This window comes from Protofrankia symbiont of Coriaria ruscifolia (genome assembly GCF_900634745.1).
In the GTDB taxonomy this organism is placed as follows: Bacteria; Actinomycetota; Actinomycetes; order Frankiales; family Frankiaceae; genus Protofrankia; species Protofrankia californiensis.
Genome location: NZ_CAAAFR010000173.1, coordinates 48,873 through 73,330 on the forward strand (window position 1 = coordinate 48,873; position 24,458 = coordinate 73,330).

At 69.8% G+C, this 24,458-nt stretch carries 17 protein-coding genes and 2 pseudogenes; all 19 read right to left on the reverse strand.

Annotation, left to right across the window (positions count from 1 at the left end; all coding sequences use genetic code 11):
* Nucleotides 1-30: 30 nt before the first annotated feature.
* The 19 genes and pseudogenes from CV1CTNOD_RS19055 to CV1CTNOD_RS19145 all read right to left on the reverse strand — a co-directional run bounded on the left by CV1CTNOD_RS19055 (nucleotide 31) and on the right by CV1CTNOD_RS19145 (nucleotide 24,414).
* Complete coding sequence (locus tag CV1CTNOD_RS19055; protein WP_131768258.1) at nucleotides 31-378, reverse strand: helix-turn-helix domain-containing protein; 348 nt, start codon at nucleotides 376-378, stop codon at nucleotides 31-33.
* Nucleotides 379-497: 119 nt separating this feature from the next.
* On the reverse strand, nucleotides 498-1,775 hold the full coding sequence (locus CV1CTNOD_RS19060) for a competence/damage-inducible protein A (RefSeq protein WP_131787373.1): 1,278 nt from the start codon (nucleotides 1,773-1,775) through the stop codon (nucleotides 498-500).
* On the reverse strand, nucleotides 1,765-2,379 hold the full coding sequence (locus CV1CTNOD_RS19065; RefSeq protein ID WP_131787374.1) for a CDP-alcohol phosphatidyltransferase family protein: 615 nt from the start codon (nucleotides 2,377-2,379) through the stop codon (nucleotides 1,765-1,767). The genes CV1CTNOD_RS19060 and CV1CTNOD_RS19065 overlap by 11 nt, the downstream gene beginning before the upstream one ends.
* Nucleotides 2,376-3,845: a MiaB/RimO family radical SAM methylthiotransferase gene (locus tag CV1CTNOD_RS19070; protein WP_131787375.1), complete on the reverse strand. Its 1,470-nt coding sequence runs from the start codon at nucleotides 3,843-3,845 to the stop codon at nucleotides 2,376-2,378. Before CV1CTNOD_RS19070 ends, CV1CTNOD_RS19065 begins: the two co-directional genes overlap by 4 nt.
* A 9-nt stretch (nucleotides 3,846-3,854) precedes the next feature.
* Nucleotides 3,855-4,697 carry a helix-turn-helix domain-containing protein gene (locus tag CV1CTNOD_RS19075; RefSeq protein WP_131787376.1) on the reverse strand — a complete coding sequence of 281 codons (843 nt, stop codon included), beginning with the start codon at nucleotides 4,695-4,697 and terminating at the stop codon, nucleotides 3,855-3,857.
* A gap of 95 nt (nucleotides 4,698-4,792) precedes the next feature.
* A complete protein-coding gene (locus tag CV1CTNOD_RS19080; RefSeq protein WP_242606834.1) occupies nucleotides 4,793-7,210 on the reverse strand; it encodes an FtsK/SpoIIIE family DNA translocase in 2,418 nt (805 codons plus the stop codon).
* 367 nt (nucleotides 7,211-7,577) lie between these two features.
* A complete protein-coding gene (locus CV1CTNOD_RS19085; protein WP_131787378.1) occupies nucleotides 7,578-9,263 on the reverse strand; it encodes a ribonuclease J in 1,686 nt (561 codons plus the stop codon).
* On the reverse strand, nucleotides 9,260-10,186 hold the full coding sequence (gene dapA / locus CV1CTNOD_RS19090; RefSeq protein ID WP_131787379.1) for a 4-hydroxy-tetrahydrodipicolinate synthase: 927 nt from the start codon (nucleotides 10,184-10,186) through the stop codon (nucleotides 9,260-9,262). Before dapA ends, CV1CTNOD_RS19085 begins: the two co-directional genes overlap by 4 nt.
* Before the next feature lie 168 nt (nucleotides 10,187-10,354).
* Complete coding sequence (locus tag CV1CTNOD_RS19095) at nucleotides 10,355-10,543, reverse strand: hypothetical protein (RefSeq protein ID WP_131787380.1); 189 nt, start codon at nucleotides 10,541-10,543, stop codon at nucleotides 10,355-10,357.
* 66 nt (nucleotides 10,544-10,609) lie between these two features.
* Nucleotides 10,610-12,214, reverse strand: coding sequence for a hypothetical protein (locus CV1CTNOD_RS27955; protein ID WP_347402962.1), 1,605 nt, complete (start codon nucleotides 12,212-12,214; stop codon nucleotides 10,610-10,612).
* A 19-nt stretch (nucleotides 12,215-12,233) separates the two neighbouring features.
* Nucleotides 12,234-13,345, reverse strand: a pseudogene (locus tag CV1CTNOD_RS27960) (acetate/propionate family kinase).
* A gap of 27 nt (nucleotides 13,346-13,372) precedes the next feature.
* Nucleotides 13,373-14,880, reverse strand: a pseudogene (locus CV1CTNOD_RS19110) (hypothetical protein).
* A gap of 10 nt (nucleotides 14,881-14,890) precedes the next feature.
* Nucleotides 14,891-15,619 carry an FAD-dependent thymidylate synthase gene (gene thyX / locus CV1CTNOD_RS19115; protein ID WP_131787396.1) on the reverse strand — a complete coding sequence of 243 codons (729 nt, stop codon included), beginning with the start codon at nucleotides 15,617-15,619 and terminating at the stop codon, nucleotides 14,891-14,893.
* A gap of 175 nt (nucleotides 15,620-15,794) precedes the next feature.
* Nucleotides 15,795-17,873, reverse strand: a complete 2,079-nt coding sequence (locus tag CV1CTNOD_RS19120; RefSeq protein WP_131787381.1) for a hypothetical protein — start codon at nucleotides 17,871-17,873, stop codon at nucleotides 15,795-15,797.
* A 6-nt stretch (nucleotides 17,874-17,879) separates the two neighbouring features.
* Nucleotides 17,880-19,577 (reverse strand): Hsp70 family protein, encoded by a 1,698-nt coding sequence (locus CV1CTNOD_RS19125; protein ID WP_131787382.1) that lies wholly within the window; start codon nucleotides 19,575-19,577, stop codon nucleotides 17,880-17,882.
* An 18-nt stretch (nucleotides 19,578-19,595) separates the two neighbouring features.
* Nucleotides 19,596-20,063 (reverse strand): hypothetical protein, encoded by a 468-nt coding sequence (locus tag CV1CTNOD_RS19130; RefSeq protein WP_131787397.1) that lies wholly within the window; start codon nucleotides 20,061-20,063, stop codon nucleotides 19,596-19,598.
* A 26-nt stretch (nucleotides 20,064-20,089) separates the two neighbouring features.
* Nucleotides 20,090-20,866 (reverse strand): 4-hydroxy-tetrahydrodipicolinate reductase, encoded by a 777-nt coding sequence (dapB, locus tag CV1CTNOD_RS19135; RefSeq protein WP_131787383.1) that lies wholly within the window; start codon nucleotides 20,864-20,866, stop codon nucleotides 20,090-20,092.
* Nucleotides 20,863-22,203, reverse strand: a complete 1,341-nt coding sequence (locus CV1CTNOD_RS19140) for a M16 family metallopeptidase (protein WP_241251747.1) — start codon at nucleotides 22,201-22,203, stop codon at nucleotides 20,863-20,865. Before CV1CTNOD_RS19140 ends, dapB begins: the two co-directional genes overlap by 4 nt.
* Before the next feature lie 9 nt (nucleotides 22,204-22,212).
* Nucleotides 22,213-24,414 (reverse strand): polyribonucleotide nucleotidyltransferase, encoded by a 2,202-nt coding sequence (locus CV1CTNOD_RS19145; protein ID WP_431607141.1) that lies wholly within the window; start codon nucleotides 24,412-24,414, stop codon nucleotides 22,213-22,215.
* Nucleotides 24,415-24,458 lie beyond the last annotated feature (44 nt).

Here is a 24,458-nt window from a genome sequence, read left to right on the forward strand (position 1 = left end):
GTGAGCCCCGGCCGTCGAAAACAAAGTCGGTTAGGCGGCACGATCGACCACCGCGGTGGTGGCGCCACCGCGGGTCTGCATGGCGGCCATCGGCGGCATCCCCGCCATCGGAGCGCCCACCCGCGCCGGTCCGCCAGCCGTGAGCTCGGCGAGCTCGAGATCGTCGCTCACCTCACGCAGCAGGTCGGCAAGCCGGACGCCGAGCGCACCGCAGATCGAGGCGAGCAGTTCCGAGCTTGCCTCCTTCTGCCCTCGCTCGATCTCGGAGAGGTACCCGAGCGAGACCCTCGCGTTGGAGGACACCTCCCGCAGGGTCCTGTGTTGATCTTGACGGCGGCGGCGCAATGCCTCGCCGAGCATGCGTCGGAGCAGGACCATCGTGCCTCCTCCTTCGTCCTCGGGCTGGGCCTTACCGTATACCTGCTGTCCACCGTGATGGCCGGCCGTTGATACGACTGTAACCATGTAAGCAACAGGCGTCCGGCACTTCATCCCAGTCAACAAGTATGAACCGACAGGGTACGCCGAAGAGCGTCCAACGCCTGGACGACCGCATAGATGCGGTTCGTACGACGGTCACCGGGGAGGCGAAGGGACCTCGTCAGCGTGCCGAAGGCACCGACCATACCTATGTGCACAGTCCCGACCGGCTTGCTCTCCTGCTCGTCGGGGCCGGCCACCCCGGTCACCGCCAGCCCGTTGGTCGCCCCCAGCAGATCCCGTACGCCCGCGGCCATCGCCGCGGCCGCCTCCGGGGACACCGCGCCGGACGTCGCCAGCACATCCGGGTCGACCCCGAGCACGGACTCCTTGGCCTCGGTGGCGTAGGAGACCACCCCGCCGCGAAACACGGCACTGGCACCGGCGACGTCGGTGAGCCGACCCGCGACCAGCCCGCCGGTCATCGACTCGGCGACGGCGAGCGTTTCACCCCGCTCGGCAAGCAGCCGCAGGACAGTCCCCTCCAGCGTGTCGTCGTCGACGCCGTAGAGCGCTATCCCGAGGGCGGCGCGGGCCGCCTCCTCCACCGGTTCGATGAGTCTGCGGGCCTCGGCTCGGTCACCGGCGCGGGCGCTGATCCGGACCCGGGTCTGTCCGCCGCTGGCGAGAAAGGCGATCATCGGGTTGCCGACGGGGGCGAGCCTGTCGACCTCCCCGGCGAGGGCCTGGGCCACCACCGACTCCCAGACCCCGGCGGTCCGCAGGACCCGGTGCACCACGACCGCCGGCTCCCCCGCCCGGCGCAGCAGGTCCGGCAGGACCGATCCGGTGAACATGGGATACATCTCGCCCGGAACACCGGGCATCGCGTACACCACACCACCGGCTGTCTCCAGACGGATACCGGGGGCGGTGCCGACCTCGTTCGGCAGCGGTTCGGCGCCCCCGGGAAGATCCGCCTGCCGGTAGTTCATCTCCGGTGCCTCGAAACCCGCGCCGACCGGCCCCTGCCGCCCGAGCGCCTGGAACCGGCGGCGCAAGGCCGCCTCCAGGAAGGGGTCCCGGCGCAGGGCCACACCGGCCGCCAGGGCGATCCCCTCCCGGGTCAGGTCGTCCTGGGTCGGCCCGAGACCGCCGGTCAGGATGACCGTGTCCGCGCGACCCAGCGCTTCGCGGACCCTGGCCGCGATCATTTCGACGTTGTCGCCCACCACCGTCGACGTCGTCAGCTCCACGCCCACGTCGGCGAGCTGCCGCCCGAGCCACGCCGCGTTGCCGTTGACGATGTCCCCGAACAGCAGCTCGTCACCCACAGCCAGCAGTTCAGCCCGCATCGCTCTCCTCAGAGATCGCTGGGACCGGATGCGTCGCCTGCCGCCGCAGGGCCAGCGCCCGTCCCACATAGTCAAGACCGGTGACCACCGCCACCAGCACCCCGGCGGCGAGAACGACCGCCCTGACGGAGGCTGCGGGCCCTTCCAGCGGGAGCACGTAGAGACCGATCGCGCAGTTGAGCAGCAGGGTCTTCAGCTTGCCCCCACGGCTGGGCGCCATGACCCCGTACCGGATCATCCGTAACCGCAGGAGCGTGACCCCGATCTCCCGGACCGCGACGACCACCGTCACCAGCCATGGCAGGTCGCCCAGCAACGACAGGCACAGCAGCGCGGCGCCGGTGAGGGCCTTGTCCGCGATCGGGTCGAGGATGATCCCGAAATCCGTGACGACCCCGCGGCTGCGGGCGACATATCCGTCTACCTGATCGGTGACCGCCGCGAGCGCGTAGGTGGCAAACGCCATCACCCGCCAGCCGGAGGTGTTGTCACCACCGGAAAACATGAACACCACGAACACCGGAACGAGCGCGACCCGCGCAACAGTGAGCGCGTTGGCGAGGTTCAGTCGGCTGACGGCAGTACCGGGCCGAGGTTCGCTCACGTCAGCACAGGATCGACGACGTCGAGGAACTCGGTGGTCAGATCCACCCCTTCGGAGGCGACCACCTTCGCGCTCACCAGATCACCCACTCGTACCTGCATGACCGAGGCGCCCGGGAGGCGGATCGTGCACGCCCCGTCGACCTCGGGCTGCTGGTGCGCGGCCCGTCCATGCGCCAACCCACCGGCGACCTCCTCCACGAGCACTTCGACGATCGAAGAGATCCGCCGCTGCGCACGGGCGGCGGTCAGCTGCTCGACCAGATCGGTCACGCGTGCCTGGCGCCGGCGCACCGTGGCCGGCGCGACCTTGTCGGTCAGTGTGGCCGCTTCGGTCCCGTCCTCGTCGGAGTACCCGAAGACCCCGACGGCATCGAGGTCGGCATCGGTGAGGAACCGCTCGAGGAGCGTGACGTCCGCACGGGTCTCGCCCGGGAAGCCGACGATCACGTTTGAGCGCGCGCCCAGGTCCGGGGCCAATGCGCGGGCTTGCGCCAACAGGTCGCAGAAGGCGTCCGCGCCGCCGAAGCGGCGCATCCGCCGCAGCACCGACGGGCTCGCATGCTGGAACGACAGATCAAGGTAGGGGGCGATGCCGGGGGTCGTCAACAACGTCTCCAGCAGGGACGGGCGTACCTCCGCAGGCTGCAGGTACACCGCCCTGACCCGCACCACACCGGTGATCGCAGCCAGCTGAGGCAACAGTTTCTCCAGCGCCCGCAGGTCCCCGAGATCCTTGCCGTAGGAGGTCGAGTTCTCGCTGACCAGGACGAGTTCCCGCACACCCTGGCCGGCGAGCCACTCGGCCTCGGCGAGGACGTCCTGCGGTGGCCGGGAGACGTGCGATCCGCGAAACGTCGGGATCGCGCAGAACGAGCAGCGCCGGTCACAGCCACTGGAAATCTTCAACGGCGCGACAGGCCCGCCGGCCAGACGTTGTCGCAGGACCGGCGGGCCGGATGCGGGCCCGGCTCGCCCCACCCGCACCGCTTGGCGGTCGACCGGCGTGATCGGCAGCAGGGTCCGCCGGTCACGCGGAGCGTGCGCCGAGGGCGTCTCGCCGCGCAGCACCGCGTCCAGATGGCTGCCGAGAGCCGGGTAGGCGTCGAAGCCGAGAACGGCATCGGCCTCCGGCAGACTGTCGGCGAGTTCCCGGCCGTACCGCTCGGCCAGGCAGCCCACCGCGACCACCGCTTTCGGGCCGCCGGCAGCACCGCCGGCACCTGTGGCGGCACCTGTGGCGGCATCGCGCAGGTCGGCGGCGGCGAGCAGCGTGTCGATCGAGTCCTTCTTGGCGACGTCGACGAAGCCGCACGTGTTGACCACCACGGCGTCGGCGGCAGCTGGATCGTCGACCACGGTCCAGCCGTCCGCTCCCAGGCGCGCCGCAAGCTCCTCGGAGTCCACGTCGTTGCGGGAACATCCCAACGTGATCAGTGCGACACGACGAACGGGGCGATCGGGCACGACGTCAGGCTACCGGGACGCCGGGTTACCAACGGCACAGTCCCCTGACGCGCCCAAACCCACACGTACGGTGACAACCTGACCGGGATTGCCCCCCAGACCCAGGTCCCGCCCGTTGCAGAAGACCTCCACCGACCCGGCGTTACCAATTTTGATCTCTACGGAGCGGGCCGCCTTCACCAACCGGCTGTCGCCGGGTTGCAGGAGCTGCTGCAGCAGGACCCGTTGCGTCTCGTCCCGCATCTCCAGCCAGCTCGGTTCGTCCCGCACCGCCACCTCGACGTTCACCCCGCTCGGTGCGGTCGTCACGGACTGCGCGGGCGAGGCGGACGCCCCGGGTGCAGCCCCGACACCAGGTGACACCGGCGAGCCCGTGGCCACCGCCCGGACATCGGCCGGGTCGCGCAGCGCGCTGTCGGAGCCGTCCGGGACGAGGACGGCGAGAGCGGCCAGCACACAGATCGCGACCAGTGCGACGATCACCGCGGGCATCCAGGGGAATCCCCGACGGGCTCCCGCCCCGTTCGGGATCAACGGGTCGAACGGCCGCGAAGAGAGCGCCTGCGGCTCGCTCGTCCGGCTGTGGGCCCGGTCGAATTCGGCGATCAGCGGTACGGGATCGACTCCCAACGTACCGGCAATGCTGCGGATGTGACCACGCGCATACACCGAACCGCCGCAACCGGTGAAATCGTCGATCTCCATCTGCTCGATCAGAGCGGCGCGGACGCGGGTCCGCTCACTGACATCCGCGACCGACAGACCCTGCCTGGTGCGAGCGGCCGAGAGCGCCGCACCCACACCCTCAGGGGACGGGCTGCCGGCGGACGCCGTCGGGTCAGCGGACTGCATGGCCAACCTCCGCCCGGTCGGATCGGCAGTGCTGACGAGTCTACGGTGGTTGGCCAGTAGCCGAAAGCACACCCTGATGATCGCCGTCGCCACTGCTAGCCATTACGTAGAGTTATCAAAAGACCTTCAAGCTCATCCGGTATGACCAACACGTCCCGCGCCTTCGACCCCTCGGTCGGACCGACGATGCCGCGGCTTTCCATGAGGTCCATCAGGCGGCCAGCCTTGGCGAACCCCACCCGAAGTTTGCGCTGGAGCATCGACGTCGACCCGAACTGGGTCGATACCACCAGCTCGACCGCCTGCACGAACAGCTGGAGGTCGTCCCCGATGTCCTCGTCGATCTCCTTCTTGGACTCGGCTGCGCTGTCGAACACGTCCACGCGGAACGCCGGGGCCGCCTGCTCCTTGGTATGGGCGACGATCGCCGCTATCTCCTCCTCGGAGACGAACGCGCCCTGGATGCGGGCCGGCTTGCCCGCGCCCATCGGCAGGAACAGCGCGTCACCGAGACCGACCAGCTTCTCCGCCCCGCCCTGATCCAGGATGACCCGGCTGTCCGCCAGCGAGGACGTCGCGAACGCCAGCCGCGACGGCACATTCGCCTTGATCAACCCGGTCACCACGTCGACGGAGGGCCGCTGGGTGGCCAGCACCAGGTGGATACCGACCGCGCGGGCCATCGCGGTGATCCGGCAGATCGCGTCCTCGACGTCGCGCGGCGCCACCATCATCAGGTCCGCCAGCTCGTCCACGATCGTCAGGATGTACGGATACGGCGTATACACCCGCTCCGACCCCGGCGGCGCCACGATCTCCCCCGTCCGGACCTTGCGGTTGAAGTCGTCGACGTGGCGGACCCCGCAGGACGCCAGATCCTCGTACCGGTTCTCCATCTCCTTGACCACCCACGCCAGCGCGTCCGCTGCCTTCTTCGGACTCGTGATGATCGGCGTGATCAGATGGGGGATCCCCTGGTAGCTGGTCAGTTCCACCCGCTTGGGGTCCACCAGCACCAACCGCACCTGATCGGGCGTGGCCCGCGCCAGCACACTCGTGATCAACGTGTTGATGCAGGTCGACTTACCCGCCCCGGTCGCCCCCGCGATGAGGATGTGCGGCATCTTCGCCAGGTTCGCGACCACATAGCCGCCCTCGATGTCCTTGCCGAGGCCGACCAGCAGCGGATGCGGGTTGCCCGTCGACTCCTCACTGCGCAGCACGTCACCGAGGGAGACCAGCTCCCGGTCGGTGTTCGGGATCTCGATACCCACCGCGCTCTTGCCCGGGATCGGGCTGATGATCCGCACGTCCGGGCTCTTCACCGCATATGCGATGTTCTTGGTGAGCTGGATGATCCGCTCGACCTTCACGGCCGAACCCAGCTCGACCTCGTAACGGGTCACCGTCGGACCCCGGGTGAAACCGGTCACCTTGGCGTCCACCCGGAACTGGGTGAAGACATCCGTCAACGAGGCGATCACCACGTCTGTCGCCGCCGACCGCACCTTCGGGGGCGTGCCCTGCTGCAACAGGGTCGGCGACGGCAGGACGTAGTCACTGTCCGCCATCCCGCTCAGGTCGGGAGCGACGAAGTGCTCCACCTCGGACGGATCGGGAAGACGCGTCTGTACCGGCCCACGCCCACGCACCTTCGGTGCTCGCCGTCCGCCGGCCCGGCCGGGCACGGGACCGTCCGCCGGCGGCCCCTCATCCCCGGCCGCGCCGGCCGCGGGCACGCCGTCCCCGGCCCCATCGGACGCCTCACCACCGAGCGCGTCGATGTCGAACACGTCCGGGTCCGGCACCGACCGGGAGCGCCGGCCCCGGCCGGCCCGAGCATCGCCGACCTGGGTATCCTCGGCAGGGCCGATCCCGAGCAGATCCTCCACCAGCGACCCGGGGGCCTGGGGCTGGGCCTGCGCCAGGCTGTCAGAGGCCGGCTCGCCCACCTCGTCCCTGCGCTCGTAGCCGACCATGAGCCTGTCCCGCAGCTCACGCAGCTGCTCGGGGATCGCGCGGATCGGGGTCTTGGTGATCACGAGTATGCCGAACACGCTCACCAGGATCAGCAGGGGTACCGCCAGGTACGGGGTGACTGCGCTGGAAAGCGGCGAACTCACGAGAAACCCGGCCAGCCCGCCTGCCCGCCCGATGGCGCCGGTACCGGCGCCGAAATCGGGAACCCCGTGCGCGACGTGCACCAGCCCCAGGACACCCGCCGCGAACGCGGTCCAACCGATCAGCACCCGGCCACGGCTGTCCGGATCGCTCGGACTACGGATCAGTCGCCACGTCGCGCCGAGACCGAACAGTGGGAGCACCACGGCTCCCGCACCGACCAGGAAGTGCAATGTGCCGGCAATGACGCGGCCCACGGGCCCAGCGGCGTGGAACCAGACCGCGGCTGTGGTGAGCGTGGTCGCACCGAACGCGGCAAGCCCCGCGCCGTCCCGCCGGTGGGTCTCGTCGATGCGCAGGTCACGGGCGCCCCGACCGATCCGGCGGACCATGCTGCCCAGCAGCGCAGCCGCGGTCCGCCAGAACCGGATCGTCAGCCGGATCGCGGCACGGGCGGTCAGCAGGGTGAAAGGCACACGAGGTTTGCTCGCACCGGCCTTCGCGGGGTTGGCCTTCGCCCGGGGCTTGCTCCCCGTCGACTTGCTCCCCGTCGACTTTCCCGCGGCCGGTGGACGCCGCGCGGGCGCCGCCCGGGAGGCGGACCTCCCAGCCTGGGCACGCGTCCGCGTGCCACTCGCCCGTGTGGCCACTCCAGGACGGTACCGGTCTCCTGCTGCGACATCCGGCAACCCCGACCTTCCGGGCGCGTCGCCCACGCCGGACTGCGTTCTCAAACCGCCGCCAGCTCGGACCTCGAGCTCAGACCTCGACGACCACCGGAACGATCATCGGCCGGCGCCGATAGGTGTCGCTCACCCAGCGGCCGACCGTGCGGCGCACCAGCTGCTGCAGCGCGCCTACGTCCACCATGCCCGACCGCATCGCCTCGGCCAGCGCCTCGGTCACCAGAGCGCGAACCGGCTCGAATGTCTCGCGGGCGTCGGAGAACCCCCGGGCCGACAGCTCGGGGCCACCCACGACCTTCCCGGACGCGGCGTCGACCACGACCATAATCGTGATGAAGCCCTCCTCGCCCAGGATGCGACGGTCCTTCAGGCTCGGCTCGCCGACGTCGCCGACGGCAAGCCCGTCGACGTAGACATAGCCGCACGGGACGACACCGGTGATGTTCGCCTGCCCGTCGACCAGGTCGACGACCATGCCGTCGTCGGCGAGCACGACCCTGTCCGCGGGCACGCCGGTTGCCTCGGCAAGTGCGCCATGCGCACGCAGATGCCGCCACTCACCATGCACGGGCATGACGTTGGACGGTCGGGTGGCGTTGAGGACGTACAGCAGCTCGCCGGCTGGCGCATGCCCCGAGGTGTGCACCTTGGCCACACCCTTGTGGACGACCTTCGCTCCCCATCGGGTCAACCCGTTGATCACCCGATGGACCGCGTTCTCGTTGCCCGGGATCAGGCTGGAGGCGAGCACGACCGTGTCGCCGGCCTCGATCTGGATCGCATGGTCCCGGTTCGCCATCCGGGACAGGGCCGACAGCGGCTCACCCTGGGATCCGGTCGAGACCAGACAGATGTTGCGGTCCGGCAGAGCGGCGACGTCACGCATGTCGATCATGATGCCAGGCGGGACCCGCAGCAGTCCGAGATCGCGGGCTACCCCCATGTTACGGACCATCGAGCGTCCCACGAAGCACACCGAGCGGCCGTGCGCCTCCGCAGCATCAATGATCTGCTGCACACGGTGCACGTGGCTGGCGAAACACGCAACGATGATCCTCTTGCCCGCGTTCCGGAACACACCGTCGAGGACCGGAGCGATCTCCCGCTCCGAGGTCACGAAACCGGGCACCTCGGCGTTGGTGGAGTCGGACAGAAGAAGATCGACTCCTTCCCGGCCGAGCCGGGCGAAGCCACCCAGATCGGTGAGCCTGCCGTCGAGGGGAAGCTGGTCCATCTTGAAGTCGCCGGTGTGCAGCACCAGACCGGCCGGCGTCCGGATCGCCACGGCCAGGGCGTCCGGAATGGAGTGGTTGACCGCGAAGAACTCGCAGCCGAACGGGCCGAAGTCGTGCGCCTCCTCCTCCCGGACCTCGACCGTGACCGGGCTGATGCGGTGCTCGGCGAGTTTGGCCACGGTCAGCGCGAGCGTCAGCCGGGAACCGACCAGCGGGATGTCGCCGCGTTCGCGCAGCAGGTAGGGAACGGCGCCGATGTGGTCCTCGTGGGCGTGGGTGAGCACGACCGCGTCAATGGCGTCCAGCCTGTCCCGGATCGCGGTGAAGTCGGGCAGGATGAGGTCGACACCGGGCTGGTCGGTCTCGGGGAACAGGACTCCGCAGTCGACGACGAGCAGCCGGCCACCGAACTCGAACACGGTCATGTTGCGCCCGATTTCGCCGAGGCCCCCGAGCGCGACGATGCGCAGCCCGTCCAGCGGAAGCGGTGGCGGCGTTCCCAACCCGGGATGGGGATGACTCACGCGGAACCCACCGTCGCGGTCGCATCCGCGGCCAGGTCGACCCCGGCCGCGGCCAGGTCGGCGCGTAGTTGCTCGCGCTCCTCCTCGGTCGCGTCCACCAGGGGTGGACGGACTCCTCCGGCAGGCAACCCGGCCATGTTGAGAGCAGCTTTTGTCATGATCACACCTTGGTTCCTGAACATGCCCTCGTACGCCGGAAGCAGACTCAGGTGTAGAGAACGGGCACGGACGGCGTCACCTGCATCGAAAGCATCGATCATCGAACGGATCCGGGTGGCGGCGACATGCCCGACGACGCTTACGACCCCGACGGCCCCCACTGCCAGGAGCGGGAGGTTGAGAATGTCCGTACCGGAGTAGTAGGCAAGTTCTGTTCGGGCAAGGACCCACGATGACGCACCAAGATCGTCCTTGGCGTCCTTGACGGCCACGATCCGTGGATGGTCGGCCAGGCGCACCAGCGTATCCGTTGCTACCGGGACACCGGTACGGCCAGGTATATCATAAATCATCATTGGTAGACCAGTGGCGTCCGCGACCGTACGGAAGTGCGACACAAGCCCGGTCTGCGGAGGCCGGCTGTAGTAAGGGCTGACCACCAGCAGTCCGTGCGCGCCGGCCTTCTGCGCTGTTACGGCCAGTTCCACCGTGTGCCGGGTGTCGTTGGTCCCCACTCCGGCGATCACCCGCGCCCGGGCGCCGACAGCCTCCACCACCGCCCTCAGCAGCTCTTCTTTTTCCACGTCCGAGGTGGTCGGTGATTCCCCTGTCGTCCCGTTGACAACCAGACCGTCGTTGCCGACATCCACCAGATGCTCCGCTAGTGCCGCGGCACCTTTAAGATCGAGTTCGCCACCCGTGGTGAACGGGGTGACCATTGCGGTGATCATGCGACCGAAGGGCGCTCGGGACAACACTGACATGCCGGTCACCTTAGTTCTCATGGTGCCTTGTCGGGCAATACCTGGCTGTTACGCCATGCTTGGCTGTTACGCCATGGCCGACCAACGCCCAGCACGGCACGTGACGGCATCTCCGACGCGCATGAGACGGCCAGAATGCCGACGACCAGGAAGCTTCGACGATAGACGCTACCCAGCGCGACCGGCATCCTGATGACGGCGCCCTGACGACGTGCCCGGCTCCGGGCCGCTGGATGATCGCAGCATGTTCCGGTCAAGCCGGGTCCACAGCTCGACCCGGCCGAGCCGGACGAGGCCCCGCAGACCACCGGGACGCCAGGAGTCGACGACCACACCCCGGCCGTAATTCTTCGGCATGGCGACCATCCTGTTCCTAGCCGTCCTGGTCCTCACGTGCAGGCGATCAGTCTACCCTGCCGACGGCTACAGCGACGTGTGCCAGCCGAACACGGCCCGCACACCGGCCGTGACCGCCAAGGCCATCAGCAGCGCCAGCAGGAGAAGCTTCAAGGGTCCGAGCACCCACGCGGCGAGGCTGCTGCGCTCCCGGGTGAGCAGCAGGGTGGCCGCGAACGACGACGGCACGGCCACCACGGCCACCGCGTTGGTGTCGAGGTCGAAGGGCAGGGCGGACAGCCCCACCGTGACGATCATGAGAAGGAGGATCGCCACGCTCACCCGCGAGACGTCCCGGGACACGCTCAGTCCCACCAGCAGCCTTGCGCGCGCCGGACGGCGGGCGTCGGTGGTGTAGTAGGCGTACACCTCGCGATTGCGCTGGACGTCCTCGACAAACGTGCGGTCGACCGGCCGGTTGAACAGGTCGATCACGACGGGATCGCGGATCTCGATGCTCGTGTCGTCGGTTCCCACGCTGACGTGGTAAGTGCCCGGACCGCCCGGATCGAGGTCCACCAGCGCGGTCGGGCTGACCAGGTGCCTCCAGCGCATCCGCGCACCACCGCGCAGCGGGCTGCGCCGTGCCACCACGGTTCGCCGCTCCTCCTGCATCTTGATCAGAGCAGGCCGGTACGGATCGAGCGTCACCGCGGCGAGCGCCTCCCACCGCCGTCCGTACTCGGCGACCGTGGACAGCACCGGAACAGCCACGTCGCCGGCAGCGTCGAGAGCCTCGATCCAGGCGACGAAGTCACACAGGAACGCCTCGATCCCGGCCTCGTCGAGGTCATCGGGCACCGCGGGATCACGGCGAAGCTCGCCGACGGCCAGCAGCAGGTTGTCGGAGCTGCTCAGCGGGTCGAACGGCTCGGCAAGAGCCCGCCGCAGGACGATCTGGGCTTCCGCGATGATCCGGGTCCACGACCGCAGCGTCGCCTCTGACAGCGCCAGCTCCGCTTCCCTGTCGAGATACTCGCGGATGGCCGGCGCACCGAGAGGATCACCGCGGCGCGGGAGAAGCCCCGGATGGTTTCCGCTCAGGCGGCCGGGACGGAAACGGGAGACGGCGTCCACGACGAATCTGGACGCCGCCGACGGCGGATGGCCGATGTCCGCCGCCAGCCGGGCAACGAGGTTACCCTGGGTTGCGATGCTTGCGGTGTACGGCATCAGATGGGCGTCGGATCCGCCCGGTCCGAGCAGGTTGAACGCGACCAGCGCCCGCTTGGGCATCGTCGAGATCGGCAACAGCAGCGACACCTCGTCGGGTAACCGACCACCGGTGTTGACCAGCAGGTGACGCGGACGGGCGACAGCGGTCAGCAGTGGATCCAGCGGGCCCCAGTTGACCGACCGCTGGAGCAGACAGCGGTTTGCGCTCAGCAGGGTGAACTGGTCCACCACCCGGCGCCGCAGGCCCTCGTACTGCTCGGGCGGAGCCAGCAGCGTCGCAGTGATCTCGTCGATGTCGGTCAGGTCGAGGAAAGTTGCGGCCTGACCGGTGTCGGCACGGCTCCACCGCCGCCAACGCCCGGCGTTGCCCGGTCCGGCCGGCGGAGACGCAACCACGGCGAGTGACAATACCGGAACAGACCGGACCAGGACGAAAACACCGTTCCCTAACACCATTCCCTCGGTGCTCCTGACCTCAGCGGCCGGCGACAAGACATGCGCGGACGCCCCGAACGATCTCCAGGTCCTCGCGGGCCTCGACAACGAGCGTCCGGGCCGGCGAGCCGGCAGCGGTGATGTCGCGGTCGCCACCGGCATGGGCGGTATTGCTGTCCGGATCGACGCCCACGCCGAGAAATCCCAGACCGTCCACGGCGCCGGCCCGCACACCGCGGAGCGCTCCCCCACCCCGCCGGTGAAGACCAGCGTGTCCAGGCCGCCGAGGGCCGCGACCATCGCGACGATCTGTGCACGTAGGCGGTGCAGGTAGACCGCCAGGGCCAGGGAAGACGCGGCCTCACCGGTGGCGGCGCGGTCCACGACCGCGCGCATGTCCGGGGTGCCGGCGAGGGCGGCCAAGCCCGACCGGTGGAACAGCGCGTCGGTGAGCTCATCGACGGACAGGCCGACCGACGTCTGCAGCCACAGCAGCAGACCCGGGTCGACCGTGCCGGAGCGGGTCGACATGACCAGCCCCTCCAGCGGGGTGAACCCCATGGTGGTGTCGACACCGACACCGACACCGACACCGTCGCGGACGGCCGCCAGCGACGCGCCCGACCCCAGATGGCAGGTCACCACCCTGATCCCGCCGGTCAGCGCCGCCGCCCGGCGGGACGCGTACGCGTGGGACAGCCCGTGGAAGCCGTAGCGGCGCACGCCGAGACGATCCCGCCAGTCGGTCGGAACCGCGTAGGTGGCCGCGGCCGGCGGCATCCGGGCGTGGAACGCGGTGTCGAAGCAGGCGACCTGTGTGATGTCAGGCGCCGCGGTCCGCACCTCAGCCAGCGCGGCGAGCGCCGCCGGCTGGTGCAGGGGAGCCAGCGTGCTCAGCGGCCGCAGCTCCTTGAGCACCTCGTCGGTGACGACCACCGGATCGGTGAACGCCGTCCCGCCGCGCACAATCCGGTGCCCGACCGCGCCGAGCTCGCCGAGCCGTGCCAGATCCGTGATCGCGGCGGTGACCTCGACCGGGTCCGGTCTGCCCTCCCGCGCGCGAAGGTCGACAGCTGCCAGCAGGATGTCGCCCAGCCCGAGGAGCCGGAGCTTCAGGCTGGATGAACCGGCGTTGACCACGAGAATGCTCACGCCGCTGATGCTCACGCCGCTGGAGCGTCAGTAGGGCCAGGCCCAGTCGGAGATCTCGGGTATGTCCGTGCCGAAGTCACGGGTGTACGCCCGAGCCGCGATCCGCGCGTCCACCATGTCCTGCCGGACGTGCGCGGCGCGGGCGCCCAGCGACCGCACCCGGTCGATCACGTCGATCACCAGGTGGAACCGGTCGAGGTTGTTCATCATCGCCATGTCGAACGGCGTGGTGGTCGTGCCTTCCTCGATGTAGCCGCGGACATGGACGTTGTTGTGATTGGTCCGCTTGTAGGTCAGCCGGTGAATCAGCCACGGATATCCGTGATAGGCAAAGATCACTGGCCGGTCCGAGGTGAACAACGCGTCGAACCGGGCGTTGGAGATCCCGTGCGGATGCTCGCCTTCGTCCTGCAGGCACATCAGGTCGACGACGTTGACGACACGCACTTTCAGGTCGGGGAAGTTGCGTCGCAGGATGTCGACCGCGGCCAGGGTCTCCAGCTCCGCCAGGTGTTCGGGGTTGTCGTGGATCTGCGAGACAGGTACCTGGTGGGATCGCCACGTGCCCTCGACCTGTGCACCGTCGACGACGCTCGGGCCGGTCCAGCCCTTCGGGGTACGAAGAACGATCATGGGCCACAATGGGCGAGCCGGGTCGCCGTGCGCCCGCGCCTGCTGCTGGATCCGGGTGATCTCGGCGACGACGGTGTCGAGGACGGCGGCGAAACGCTGATGGACCTGTTCGGGATCGTCCCCGGTGACGTGGAACGGCTGATACCCGTAGCCGCGCATCAGCTGGTCGAGTTCGGCCTGCGGAATGCGCGCGAGCACGGCCGGCTGAGCGATCTTGTAGCCGTTCAGGTGGAGGATCAGCAGGACCGCGCCGTCGCGGACCGGGTTGAGGAACTTGTTCGAGTGCCAGCTTGTCGCCAGCGGCCCGGTCTCGGCCTCACCGTCCCCGACGACCGCGCAGACCAGCAGGTCCGGATTGTCGAACGCGGCGCCGAAGGCATGGGTGAGGGCGTAGCCCAGCTCTCCACCTTCGTGGATCGAGCCGGGGATCTCCGGCGCCACGTGGCTGGGGATACCACCGGGAAAGGAGAACTGGCGGAACAACCTGCGCAGCCCGGCGGCGTCCTGGGTGATGGAGGGTAGACGTCGGAGTACGTACCCTCCAGGTAGGCGTTCGCGACAATGCCGGGACCGCCGTGGCCCGGGCCGATGACGTAGATCGCGTTGAGGTCGTTCGCTTTGATCACGCGGTTCATGTGTGCGTAGATCAGGTTGAGTCCCGGCGTCGTGCCCCAGTGGCCCAGTAGCCGGGGTTTGACATGGTCAGTCCGCAGGGGCTCCCGCAGCAGGGGGTTGTCGAGCAGATAGATCTGGCCGACAGCCAGGTAGTTCGCCGCCCGCCAGTAGGCGTGGATACGCCGCAGCTCCTCCGGCGACAGCGGCCCCCCGGCACCCGACCCCCCGGCACCCGACGTCGTCTGCTCGGCAGCATTCTTCTCGGCGACATCGACAACGCTGGTCATATGTTCCACCTCAATGCGCTGCCGGGCTCGACGCAACCTCGGTTCCATCGTCCAGGGTGATCACCTGGAAGTCGCCGAAGACATTCGGCGCGAGTCGCTGGAGCTCCCGCAGCGCCGCCACCGCCAGCGCACGGATCTCGACATCCGCCGCCTCGCTCGCCCGCATCGCGATGAAGTGACGCCATGCCCGGTAGTTTCCGGTTACCACGATTCGGGTCTCGGTGGCGTTGGGCAGCACCGAACGGGCGGCCTGCCGGGCGAGCTTGCGCCGGGAGGTCGGTGCCGCCACGTCGGCGAAACGCTTCTCCAGCCCCTCGAGGAGCTTTCCGTACGCCTCCAGCGACGCGGTGGTGGCCTCGGTGAACAGCTCGTGCAGCTGCGGATCCTCGGCGATGACGTCGGGCTCGACCACCACGGCGTCCCGCTCCGGTACGTAACGCTGGGAAAGCTGGCTGTAGGAGAAGTGCCGGTGGCGCACCAGCTCATGGGTCAGGCTCCGGGAAACCCCGGTGATGTACATGGTCACCGTCGCGTGCTCGAGCACGGACAGATGCCCGACGTCGAGGATGTGGCGTAGATAGCCGGCGTTCGTGGCCGTGGCGGGGTTCGGCTTCGACCAGCTCTGGTAGCAGGCCCGACCGGCGAACTCCGCAAGCGCCTGGCCGCCGTCGGCATCGGTGGTCCAGTCGATGTCGTCCGGTGGTGTGAACTGCGTCTGAGCAATGATCTGGACGCGCATGCTCATACGGTAACCTGCGGCCAACCGCCCAGGATCGGACCTATGGCACCGACCCGCCGTCCCGGTAACAGTAACGCACTGTGACGATCCTAGGCGGCATCGGATCGTGATAGACCAAGACCGACGGTCATCCCCCAGTCGATCGTCCCTGGCGGTCGGGGGTCTCCCGCCCCCGTCAACCCCCGACCGCCCACAGGCGGGCGGACGGTGCGCAGGCGCTGGCGACCAGCAGCCGCCCACCGTCGCGCACGCAGCCGAACACCGCCAGGTGCAGCGGCCGTTCGGCCGGTACCGGGACGCCGCCGTCCACTTCGTATCTCGCGTTGGTGACCTTACGGCAATGCGCCGCCGGATCGTCCGCCGTGCGAGCCGGCGCGTCGTTGCGCCAGACGACCATCATCTCGGTGCAACCTGGCGGCCAGGTCCAGCGCAGCAGGTCACCGGCGAAGTGCAGGCTGGTCGCGGGTGCGAGGCGGTCCGCAGCGGTCGGGACAGGAGCAGAGTCGAAACGGGCGGAGTCGGAACGGGCAGGGTCGGACCACACCCCGGCTCGGCCGGCGAGCACCTCGTAGGCCGGAATCGGCGCGTCCGGGCCGATTCCGCCGTCCTCGATACTCGTGACCTGGGTGACTCCGACCGCGCGGGAGGCGCCGTCCGGCCCGATCCGCAACACGCGGTACTCGATCATCCCCACCGACGGCGACGGCTGCCAGGTGACGGCCACCGCGCGGCCGGCTCGCCGGGCCCGCACCCGCACCGGTGGTGCCACCCCGGCGGCGGCAAGGGCGTCACGCGCGACCTGATGGTCGGCAACGATCTCCAGTGCCTGCAGCAGCAGGCTTTCCCGTTGCGTACCGTGGCTGCGGCTGGCGGCGGCGACCACATCGTCGGCGCGCGCGAGCTGCTCGCGGACCATCGCGATCCCCTCGGCGACGCTGCGCCCGTCCCGGCCGGGTACGTCGACGGCGTCGCGGGCGAGCTGGTCGAGCAGCTGACCGGCGGTCCGCAGGCGACGGCCGGACAGCGCCGCCTCGACCCGCTGCCACAGCGACCCGGCCGCGCGGATCACCCGCTCGACCTCGTCGGCGACAGCCCGGATCGCGGGCAACAGCTCGCCGGCCCGCTCCCGGGCCTCGGCGACCCGCTCGTGGGCCTCGACCGGACGGCCCGCCCGCAATGCGGCCCGGGCCTTGGCCAGCGGTTCCAGCCACTGTGCGGCCCGGGGCGGCGCCGGGACGTCCGGCGACAGCGGGGTACCGGGTGACGGGGAGGGCAGGGCCGGGACGGGGATGTCCGGCACGTCGACGCCGTGCTCGCGGGCGAGCTCGGCGAGCACCGCCCGGGCCCGGCCCCGGTCAAGCCCGTACTGCTCGGCCTCGGTGAGGAAGGCCGTGTAGTGCCGCGGGGTGAGGGTGTCCTCGACCAGTACCGCCGCCGCGACCGCGGGCCGCAGCCATGCGGTCACATCAACCGCCAGGGCGTCCAGGTAGACACTCGGATCGGCGTCGATGAGCAGGGCCGTGACCGCGGCCAGCAGGTCGTCCACGAGTGCCCGCCGGCGATCCGGGCGGCGTTCGCGGTTGCGGGCGGCACAGGCGTCCCGGGCCTGGCGGATCTCGGTCCGGCCGGTGTCCGGGGGCAGGCCGAGCAGGGCGAACAGGCTCGTCGGCGGGGTTTCCCCGGACAGCCGGCCGAGCTCGTCGAGGTCGGCGCGTACCTGCCGGAGCAGGTCGGTGTCGATGGCAGGACGCTCGTCGCGCGCCGGCGTCCCGGTGGGCAGCACCTTGTAACGCCGCACCCGCAGGGCGAACGTGTCGGCGTCGACACCGTGCTCGGCGGCCAGCCGCCGCAGGCCGGCGAGCTTGTCCTCGGGCAGGCCGCCGAATCGCTGGACCAGCCGGGCCACGGCAGCGTCGAGATCGGCGAAGCGCTGCCCGTCCCGAGTGTTGCGGTCGCGGCGGGCCCGCTCGGCCAACAGGCTCCGACGCTGTGCGCTGAGCAGCTCCGGGCCGACCTGGTCGTGCGCTGCCAGCAGGGCGAGCACCAGGCCCCGGTACTTGGGATGATCCCGGGACTTCTGCCAGAAGGCCCACACCTGGTCGACCCGGGCGGCGACGTCGGCGTCGGCGAGCCTGTCGACCTCCGCCAGCGGGATGTCGTACACCTCGAAGGGGTCGGACTGCCCGACCCCACCGCGGGCCTGGACGGCGGCGAGGACACGCTTGCGGTAGTCGTTCGGCCGGAACTCCTCCACGCCTTCTCAGCCTTCCCGACGGCGCAGCCTTGCCACCGCGTCCCGTTCCCGGGCGACATCGGCCTGGCTGAGCGCCGCACTGGTCTCCACCCGCACGGTCAGGGGCTGGTCGGCCAGTCCCTCGTGCAACGCGGTCACCTCCAGGATGCCGTCGAAGCCCATCCGGAACGTGATCTCGATAGGCGTCCCGGCCGGGAAGCCCGGTGGGATCCCGGTGATGTCCGCCTGCGCAATGATCTTAACGTCGTCGATCCGCGTCGACTCGGCGCCACCGCCCTGTTCCACCACGTGCACCGTCACAACATCTTGATCATCGCGAACGGTGCCGAAACTGCGCCTGACCGCCACGGGCAGCCGGTCGTTGCGGTGGACGAGGAACACCGCGGAACGCTCGCCGAAGCGGTCGAGCGCGAGCACCCCGAACCCGCGGGAGACCACGTTGACCACCTGCACCTCGACGGTGCGGCGGACCCGCTCCGCGGTGAGCCCGAAAGCCGCCGCAAGGCGCCGGCAGGCGGCGGCGAGGTCCTCGGGCGCAGCGGCGTCGGGCTGGGCGCCGTCGAGAATCTGCCCCCGGGACACCAGGTCGGCGAGGACCAGCCGCTCGATGGCCTTCTTCTCCCCGTAGAGGGCAGCGCCCTTGGCAACCGCAAGATCGGGGTCGCGCAGCTCGACCGGTACACCGAGCTCGGCAGCCAGCCGGCGGGCCACCGCCGGCATCCTGGACGACCCCCCGACGAGCAGCACCCGGTCCAGCCGGGTGACCCCCCGGGTCCTGGCCGCAGTCAGGACCGACCGGGCCAACGTCACGGTCCGCTCCAGCAGACCGGAGGTCAGGCGCTCAAGGTCTTTCCGGGAGAACGGCACCGTCAGCGCGTGCCCGTCGTGCTCCACCCCGACCGTCGTCTCCGCCCGGTCGCTGAGCTCGCGCTTGGCCCGTTCGGCCGTGAGCAGCAGCGCCTGGGCGGCCTCGGAGTCGTCGAGCGGGTCCTCGGCGTCGGGATAGGCGTCCAGGAACTGCCGGGACAGGTGGAGCGCGATCTTCTCGTCCCAGTCGGCCCCGCCGAGCTGGTGGTCACCGTCGACCGCGACCACCGAGACCCGGCGGTCGGCGAGCTCGACGACGGTCACGTCGAAGGTGCCGCCCCCGAGGTCGTAGACGAGTGCGACCTCCTCCTGCGCGGTCCGGCCCGCGGCGGAGGCGTCGGAGTTGAACCGGGCAAAGCCGTAGGACAGCGCGGCAGCGGTCGGTTCGTTGATGACGTCCACGACCGACAGGCCCGCGTACTGCCCGGCGAGCACCGTCGCGCGGCGCTCCTCGTCCCCGAAGTAGGCCGGGACGGTGATGACGACGTCACGAATCGACTCGGCGCCGGCGAAGGCCGCGTCCCCGACCAGCGCCCGCAGGATGAGGCTGCTGACCGCCGGGGCCGACCAGGACCGGCCGCAGGTCACGAAGCGCCAGTCACCGTCACCCATCCGGCGTTTGACCAGCGCGCACACGTCGTCGGCGCGGGCGCGGGCAAGGCGGCGGGCGGGTTCACCGGTGATGTAGTCGTCCGGTCCGACGAACAGCACGACGCTGGGCAGCGTAGTGACGCCGCCGGACAGCGGGACCACCTCCGGATCCCCCGACCGGTTCACCCGGGCGACGCAGCTATACGTGGTTCCAAGATCGATTCCGTAGACGACGCCCGCGTTCATGCCCGAAACGTATCGAGATCACGCAGCAGAATCGGCGCGTTCGAGGGCTATTGCGTAGCGCATCGCACGCCGTCCCCTACGGGTGTCCCCGGCGTCACCGTAGGCCGCCGCAAGCCGGTACCAGGCCTGCCAGTCCCGCGGCGCCGCCTCGGCCTCGGCCCGCCGGCGGTCGAAGAGCGCGTCGGCGGCGGCACGGTCGACCCGACCGGAGGGGCGGCGCGGCAGCGCCGCCGCGGTTTCGCCGGAACCAGCGGATTCCTCCGATTCCTCCGACAGCCGGCGCCCCAGCCGTTCGGTCGCCCGGCCGAACTGCAGCTCCCGGCCGACGACGGCCACTCCCACCACGGGCAACAGCAGGACGCCCACGCCCATCCCGCGCGCGATCCAGCTGGTCTCGGTGAGCAGCTGGACTCCCCGCCAGCCGATCAGGGCGAGATAGAACACGGCCGCGACGACCAGCACGACCACCACGTGACGGGCCTGCACGCTCCGCGCCTGGCCCGTGCGAGCCTTCACAGTTCGAGCAGGGCCTCAAGGCCCACGGTCAGACCGGGACGCCCGGGAGTCCGGCGCACACCGAGCAGCACCCCCGGCATGAAGGAGGTCCGGTCCAAGGAGTCGTGACGCAGGGTCAGCGTCTCCCCGGCGCCACCGAAAAGCACTTCCTGGTGCGCGACGAGACCGGACAACCGGACGCTGTGGACGGGAACCCCGCCGACCCGCGCACCGCGCGCCCCGGCCAGCGCGGACGAGGTGGCGTCAGGGCCCGCGGGATCCAGCCCCGCCTTGGCCCGGGCCTGCGCGACGAGCTGCGCGGTGCGAGCGGCGGTTGCGCTGGGAGCGTCCAGCTTGCCCGGATGATGCATCTCGACGATCTCCACCGATTCGAAGAAGCGGGCCGCCTGGACCGCGAAGTGCATCATGAGTACCGCCGCGACCCCGAAGTTCGCAGCCACCAGCACCCCGACACCGGGCGCGTCGGCAAGCCAGCCGCGCAGGGTGGCCAGACGCTCGTCGTCGAAACCGGAGGTGCCCACGACGACGTGCAGGCCCGCGTCGATGCACCACCGCAGGTTGTCCATGACGGCGTCGGGACGGGTGAAGTCGACGACGACCTGGGCGTTGCGCAGGCCGGTGAGGTCGTCCCCGACGTCGATCGCGGCAACCAGAGAAAGATCGCCAGCGGCTTCCACGGCGGCACAGACCGTCGACCCCATCCGCCCCCGGGCGCCGAGTACCCCGACCCCGAGGCTGCCGGCTGGTGCGGCAGGGCCAGCCGGGGAGGTCATGCCGTGACCACCCGCGCGAAGTCGTGATCGTCGAAGGGACCGATCACGCCCAGGGCGAGCGGACGGGCTAGGAGGTCGGCGGCAACGGCCTGGACGTCATCCAGGGTGACCGCGTCCACCCGGGCGAGTATCTCGTCGACGGAGAGCAGCTCGCCGTGCACGAGCTCGCTCTTGCCGATCCGACTCATCCGCGAACCCGTGTCCTCCATGCCCAGCACCAGCGAACCCCGGCTCTGGCCCTTGGCCCGGGCCAGCTCGTCGTCGGTGATACCCGCCGCCACGACCGACTCCAGCTGCTCCCGGCACAGGGCGAGCACATCGTCGGCCCGCCGTGGCGCGCATCCCGCGTACACGCCGAACAGTCCGGCGTCGGCGAAGTGGGACGCGAACGAGTAGACGGAGTAGGCAAGCCCCCGCTTCTCCCGGATCTCCTGGAAGAGCCGGGAGCTCATCCCCCCGCCGAGGGCCGAGGACATGATTCCCAGGGCGAACCGGCGGTCGTCCCGACGCGACATCCCGACGGTGCCGAGCACGACGTGCGCCTGCTCGGTGGGACGCCGGTTGACCACCAGACCCGCAGCGTCGGCGGGGTAGGCATAGGAACCACCGCGCACCGCACCCGGAGCGTCCGTCCCGCCCAGCCGGTCGGCGAACGCCGACGCGACAAGCGCGAGCGTCCGTTCATGGTCGATGTTGCCGGCGATCGCGACCACCATCTCCGAGGGGGTGTACCGGGACCGGTAGTACTCGGCGATGGTGTCGCGCTTGAGACCCTCGATGGACTCGGTCGTTCCCAGCACCGGACGTCCCAGCTCGGTGTCGCCGAGCACCGCCGAGGTGAACACGTCGTGCACGACGTCGCTCGGGTCGTCGTCGTGCATGGCGATCTCTTCGAGGATCACGCCGCGTTCCGCCTCGACGTCATCGGCGGTGACCAGCGAATGGCACACCATGTCGCTGAGCACCTCGACCGCGTCGGCGAGATCGCTGTCGAGCACCCGTACGTAGTAGCACGTGTACTCCTTGGTCGTGAAGGCGTTCAGTTCACCGCCGACCGCCTCGATCGCCGCACTGATCGTGAGCGCGTCCCGGGAGGGCGTGCCCTTGAACAGCAGGTGTTCGAGGTAGTGGGAGCAGCCCGCCGTCAGCGGGCTCTCGTCACGCGAGCCGACGCCGACCCAGATCCCGATCGCGACCGAGCGGACCCCGGGCACCTTCTCGGTCAGTACCCGCAGCCCACCCGGCAGCACCGCCCGCCGGACCGTGCCGGACAGCAGCTCCTCACACAACGTGCCGTCCGGTAGCAGACCTGCCCTGGTGATACCCGTGTCGGTCACCGGCGGCGGTCAGGCCCCGACCGGGACGCCGTCGGCGTCCTCGACCACGGGAGCCAGGCTGATCTTTCCACGGCTGTCGATGTCGGTGATCTCGACCTGGAGCTTCTGGCCGACCTGTACCACCTCTTCCACCTTCTCCACCCGCTTCCCCCCGGAAAGCTGCTTGAGCTTGCTGACGTGGAGGAGCCCGTCCTTGCCCGGGGTCAGCGAGACGAACGCGCCAAAGGTAGTGATCTTCACGATCGTGCCCAGGTAGCGTTCCCCGACCTCGGGCATCTGGGGATTGGCGATCGCGTTGATCGCCGAACGGGCGCTCTCCGCGGAGATACCGTCCTGCGCACCGATGTAGATGGTGCCGTCGTCCTCGACGGTGATCTCAGCCCCGCTGTCCGCCTGGATCTGGTTGATCATCTTGCCCTTCGGGCCGATGACCTCACCGATCTTGTCCACCGGAATCTTGACGGAGATGACCCGTGGAGCATGGGTGGACATCTCGTCCGGCCCGTCGATGGCTTCGGCCATGACATCGAGGATCGCCAGGCGTGCGGCCTTCGCCTGCTGCAGCGCGTCCCCGAGGACGGAGGCGGGAATGCCGTCCAGCTTCGTGTCGAGCTGGAGGGCCGTGACGAACTCCCGCGTTCCGGCGACCTTGAAGTCCATGTCGCCGTAGGCGTCCTCGGCACCGAGAATGTCGGTGAGCGTGACGAAGTCATCACCTTCGTGGATCAGCCCCATCGCGATCCCGGCGACGGCGGCCTTGAGCGGAACACCGGCGTTCAGTAACGACAACGTGCTCGCGCAGACCGAACCCATACTGGTCGACCCGTTGGATCCCAGCGCCTCGGAGACCTGCCGGATCGCGTACGGGAACTCCTCCCGGCTGGGCAGCACCGGCAGCAGCGCCCGCTCGGCCAGAGCGCCATGACCGATCTCACGCCGCTTCGGCGAGCCGACCCGGCCGGTCTCCCCGGTGGAATACGGCGGGAAGTTGTAGTTGTGCATGTAGCGCTTGGTGCGGTCGGGGTTGAGCGTGTCGATCGTCTGCTCCATCCGCAGCATGGCCAGGGTGGTCACGCCGAGGATCTGGGTCTCGCCCCGCTCGAACAGAGCCGATCCGTGCACCCGGGGAATGAAGTCGACCTCCGCCGACAGCTCGCGGATCTCGGTGACCCCACGCCCGTCGATGCGGATACCGTCGGCGACGATGCGCCGGCGCACCAGCTTCTTGGTCAGGGCGCGGTAGGCCGCCCCGATCTCCTTCTCCCGCCCCTCGAACTGGCCCACCACCTTCTCCGCGGCCAGTGAGCGGACCCGGTCGAGTTCGGCTTCCCGCTCCTGCTTGCCGGCGATGCGCAGCGCCGCGGCCAGCTCGTCACCGACCGCTATCGACAACGCCTCCAGCACGTCGTCGTGGTAGTCGATGAACAACGGGAAGTCACGGGTGGGCTTGGCGGCCCGCTCGGCCAGTTCGCGCTGTGCGCGGCACAGCTCCCGGATGGCGGGCTTGGCCGCCTCCAGCCCCGCGGCCACGACCTCCTCGGTCGGCGCGGACGAGCCCGCGGCGAGCAGCGGAACCGTGTGCGCGGTCGCCTCCGCCTCGACCATCATGATCGCGACGTCGGAGCCGTCCTCGAGGACACGGCCGGCCACGACCATGTCGAAGGTTGCCCGCTCCAGTTCCGCATGGGTCGGGAAGGCGATCCAGTTGCCGTCCACGTAACCGACCCGGGTGGCCCCGATCGGACCCGAGAACGGCAGCCCCGCCAGCGTCGTGGACGCGCTGGCAGCGTTGATCGCGACCACGTCGTAGAGCGTGTCGGGGTCGAGGGCGAGCACCGTCGCCACGACCTGGATCTCGTTACGCAGGCCCTTGACGAACGACGGCCGCAACGGACGGTCAATCAGGCGGCAGGTCAGGATCGCGTCCTCGCTCGGACGCCCCTCCCGCCGGAAGAACGAACCGGGGATGCGCCCGGCCGCGTACATCCGTTCCTCGACGTCCACCGTCAGCGGGAAGAAATCGAGCTGTTCCTTGGGCTGCTTGCTGACCGTCGTCGCGGACAGCACCATCGTGTCGCCCAGGTAGGCGACGGCCGCGCCGGCCGCCTGGCGGGCCAGCCGGCCCGTTTCGAAACGAACCGTCCGCCGGCCGGCGGCACCGTTGTCGATGACCGCCTCGGTCGAGATTGTCTGATCCTCCACTGGCACCACTCCTCCTCAACATCGGCCGGGTCCGTCTCGCCGAGGAGGCCGGC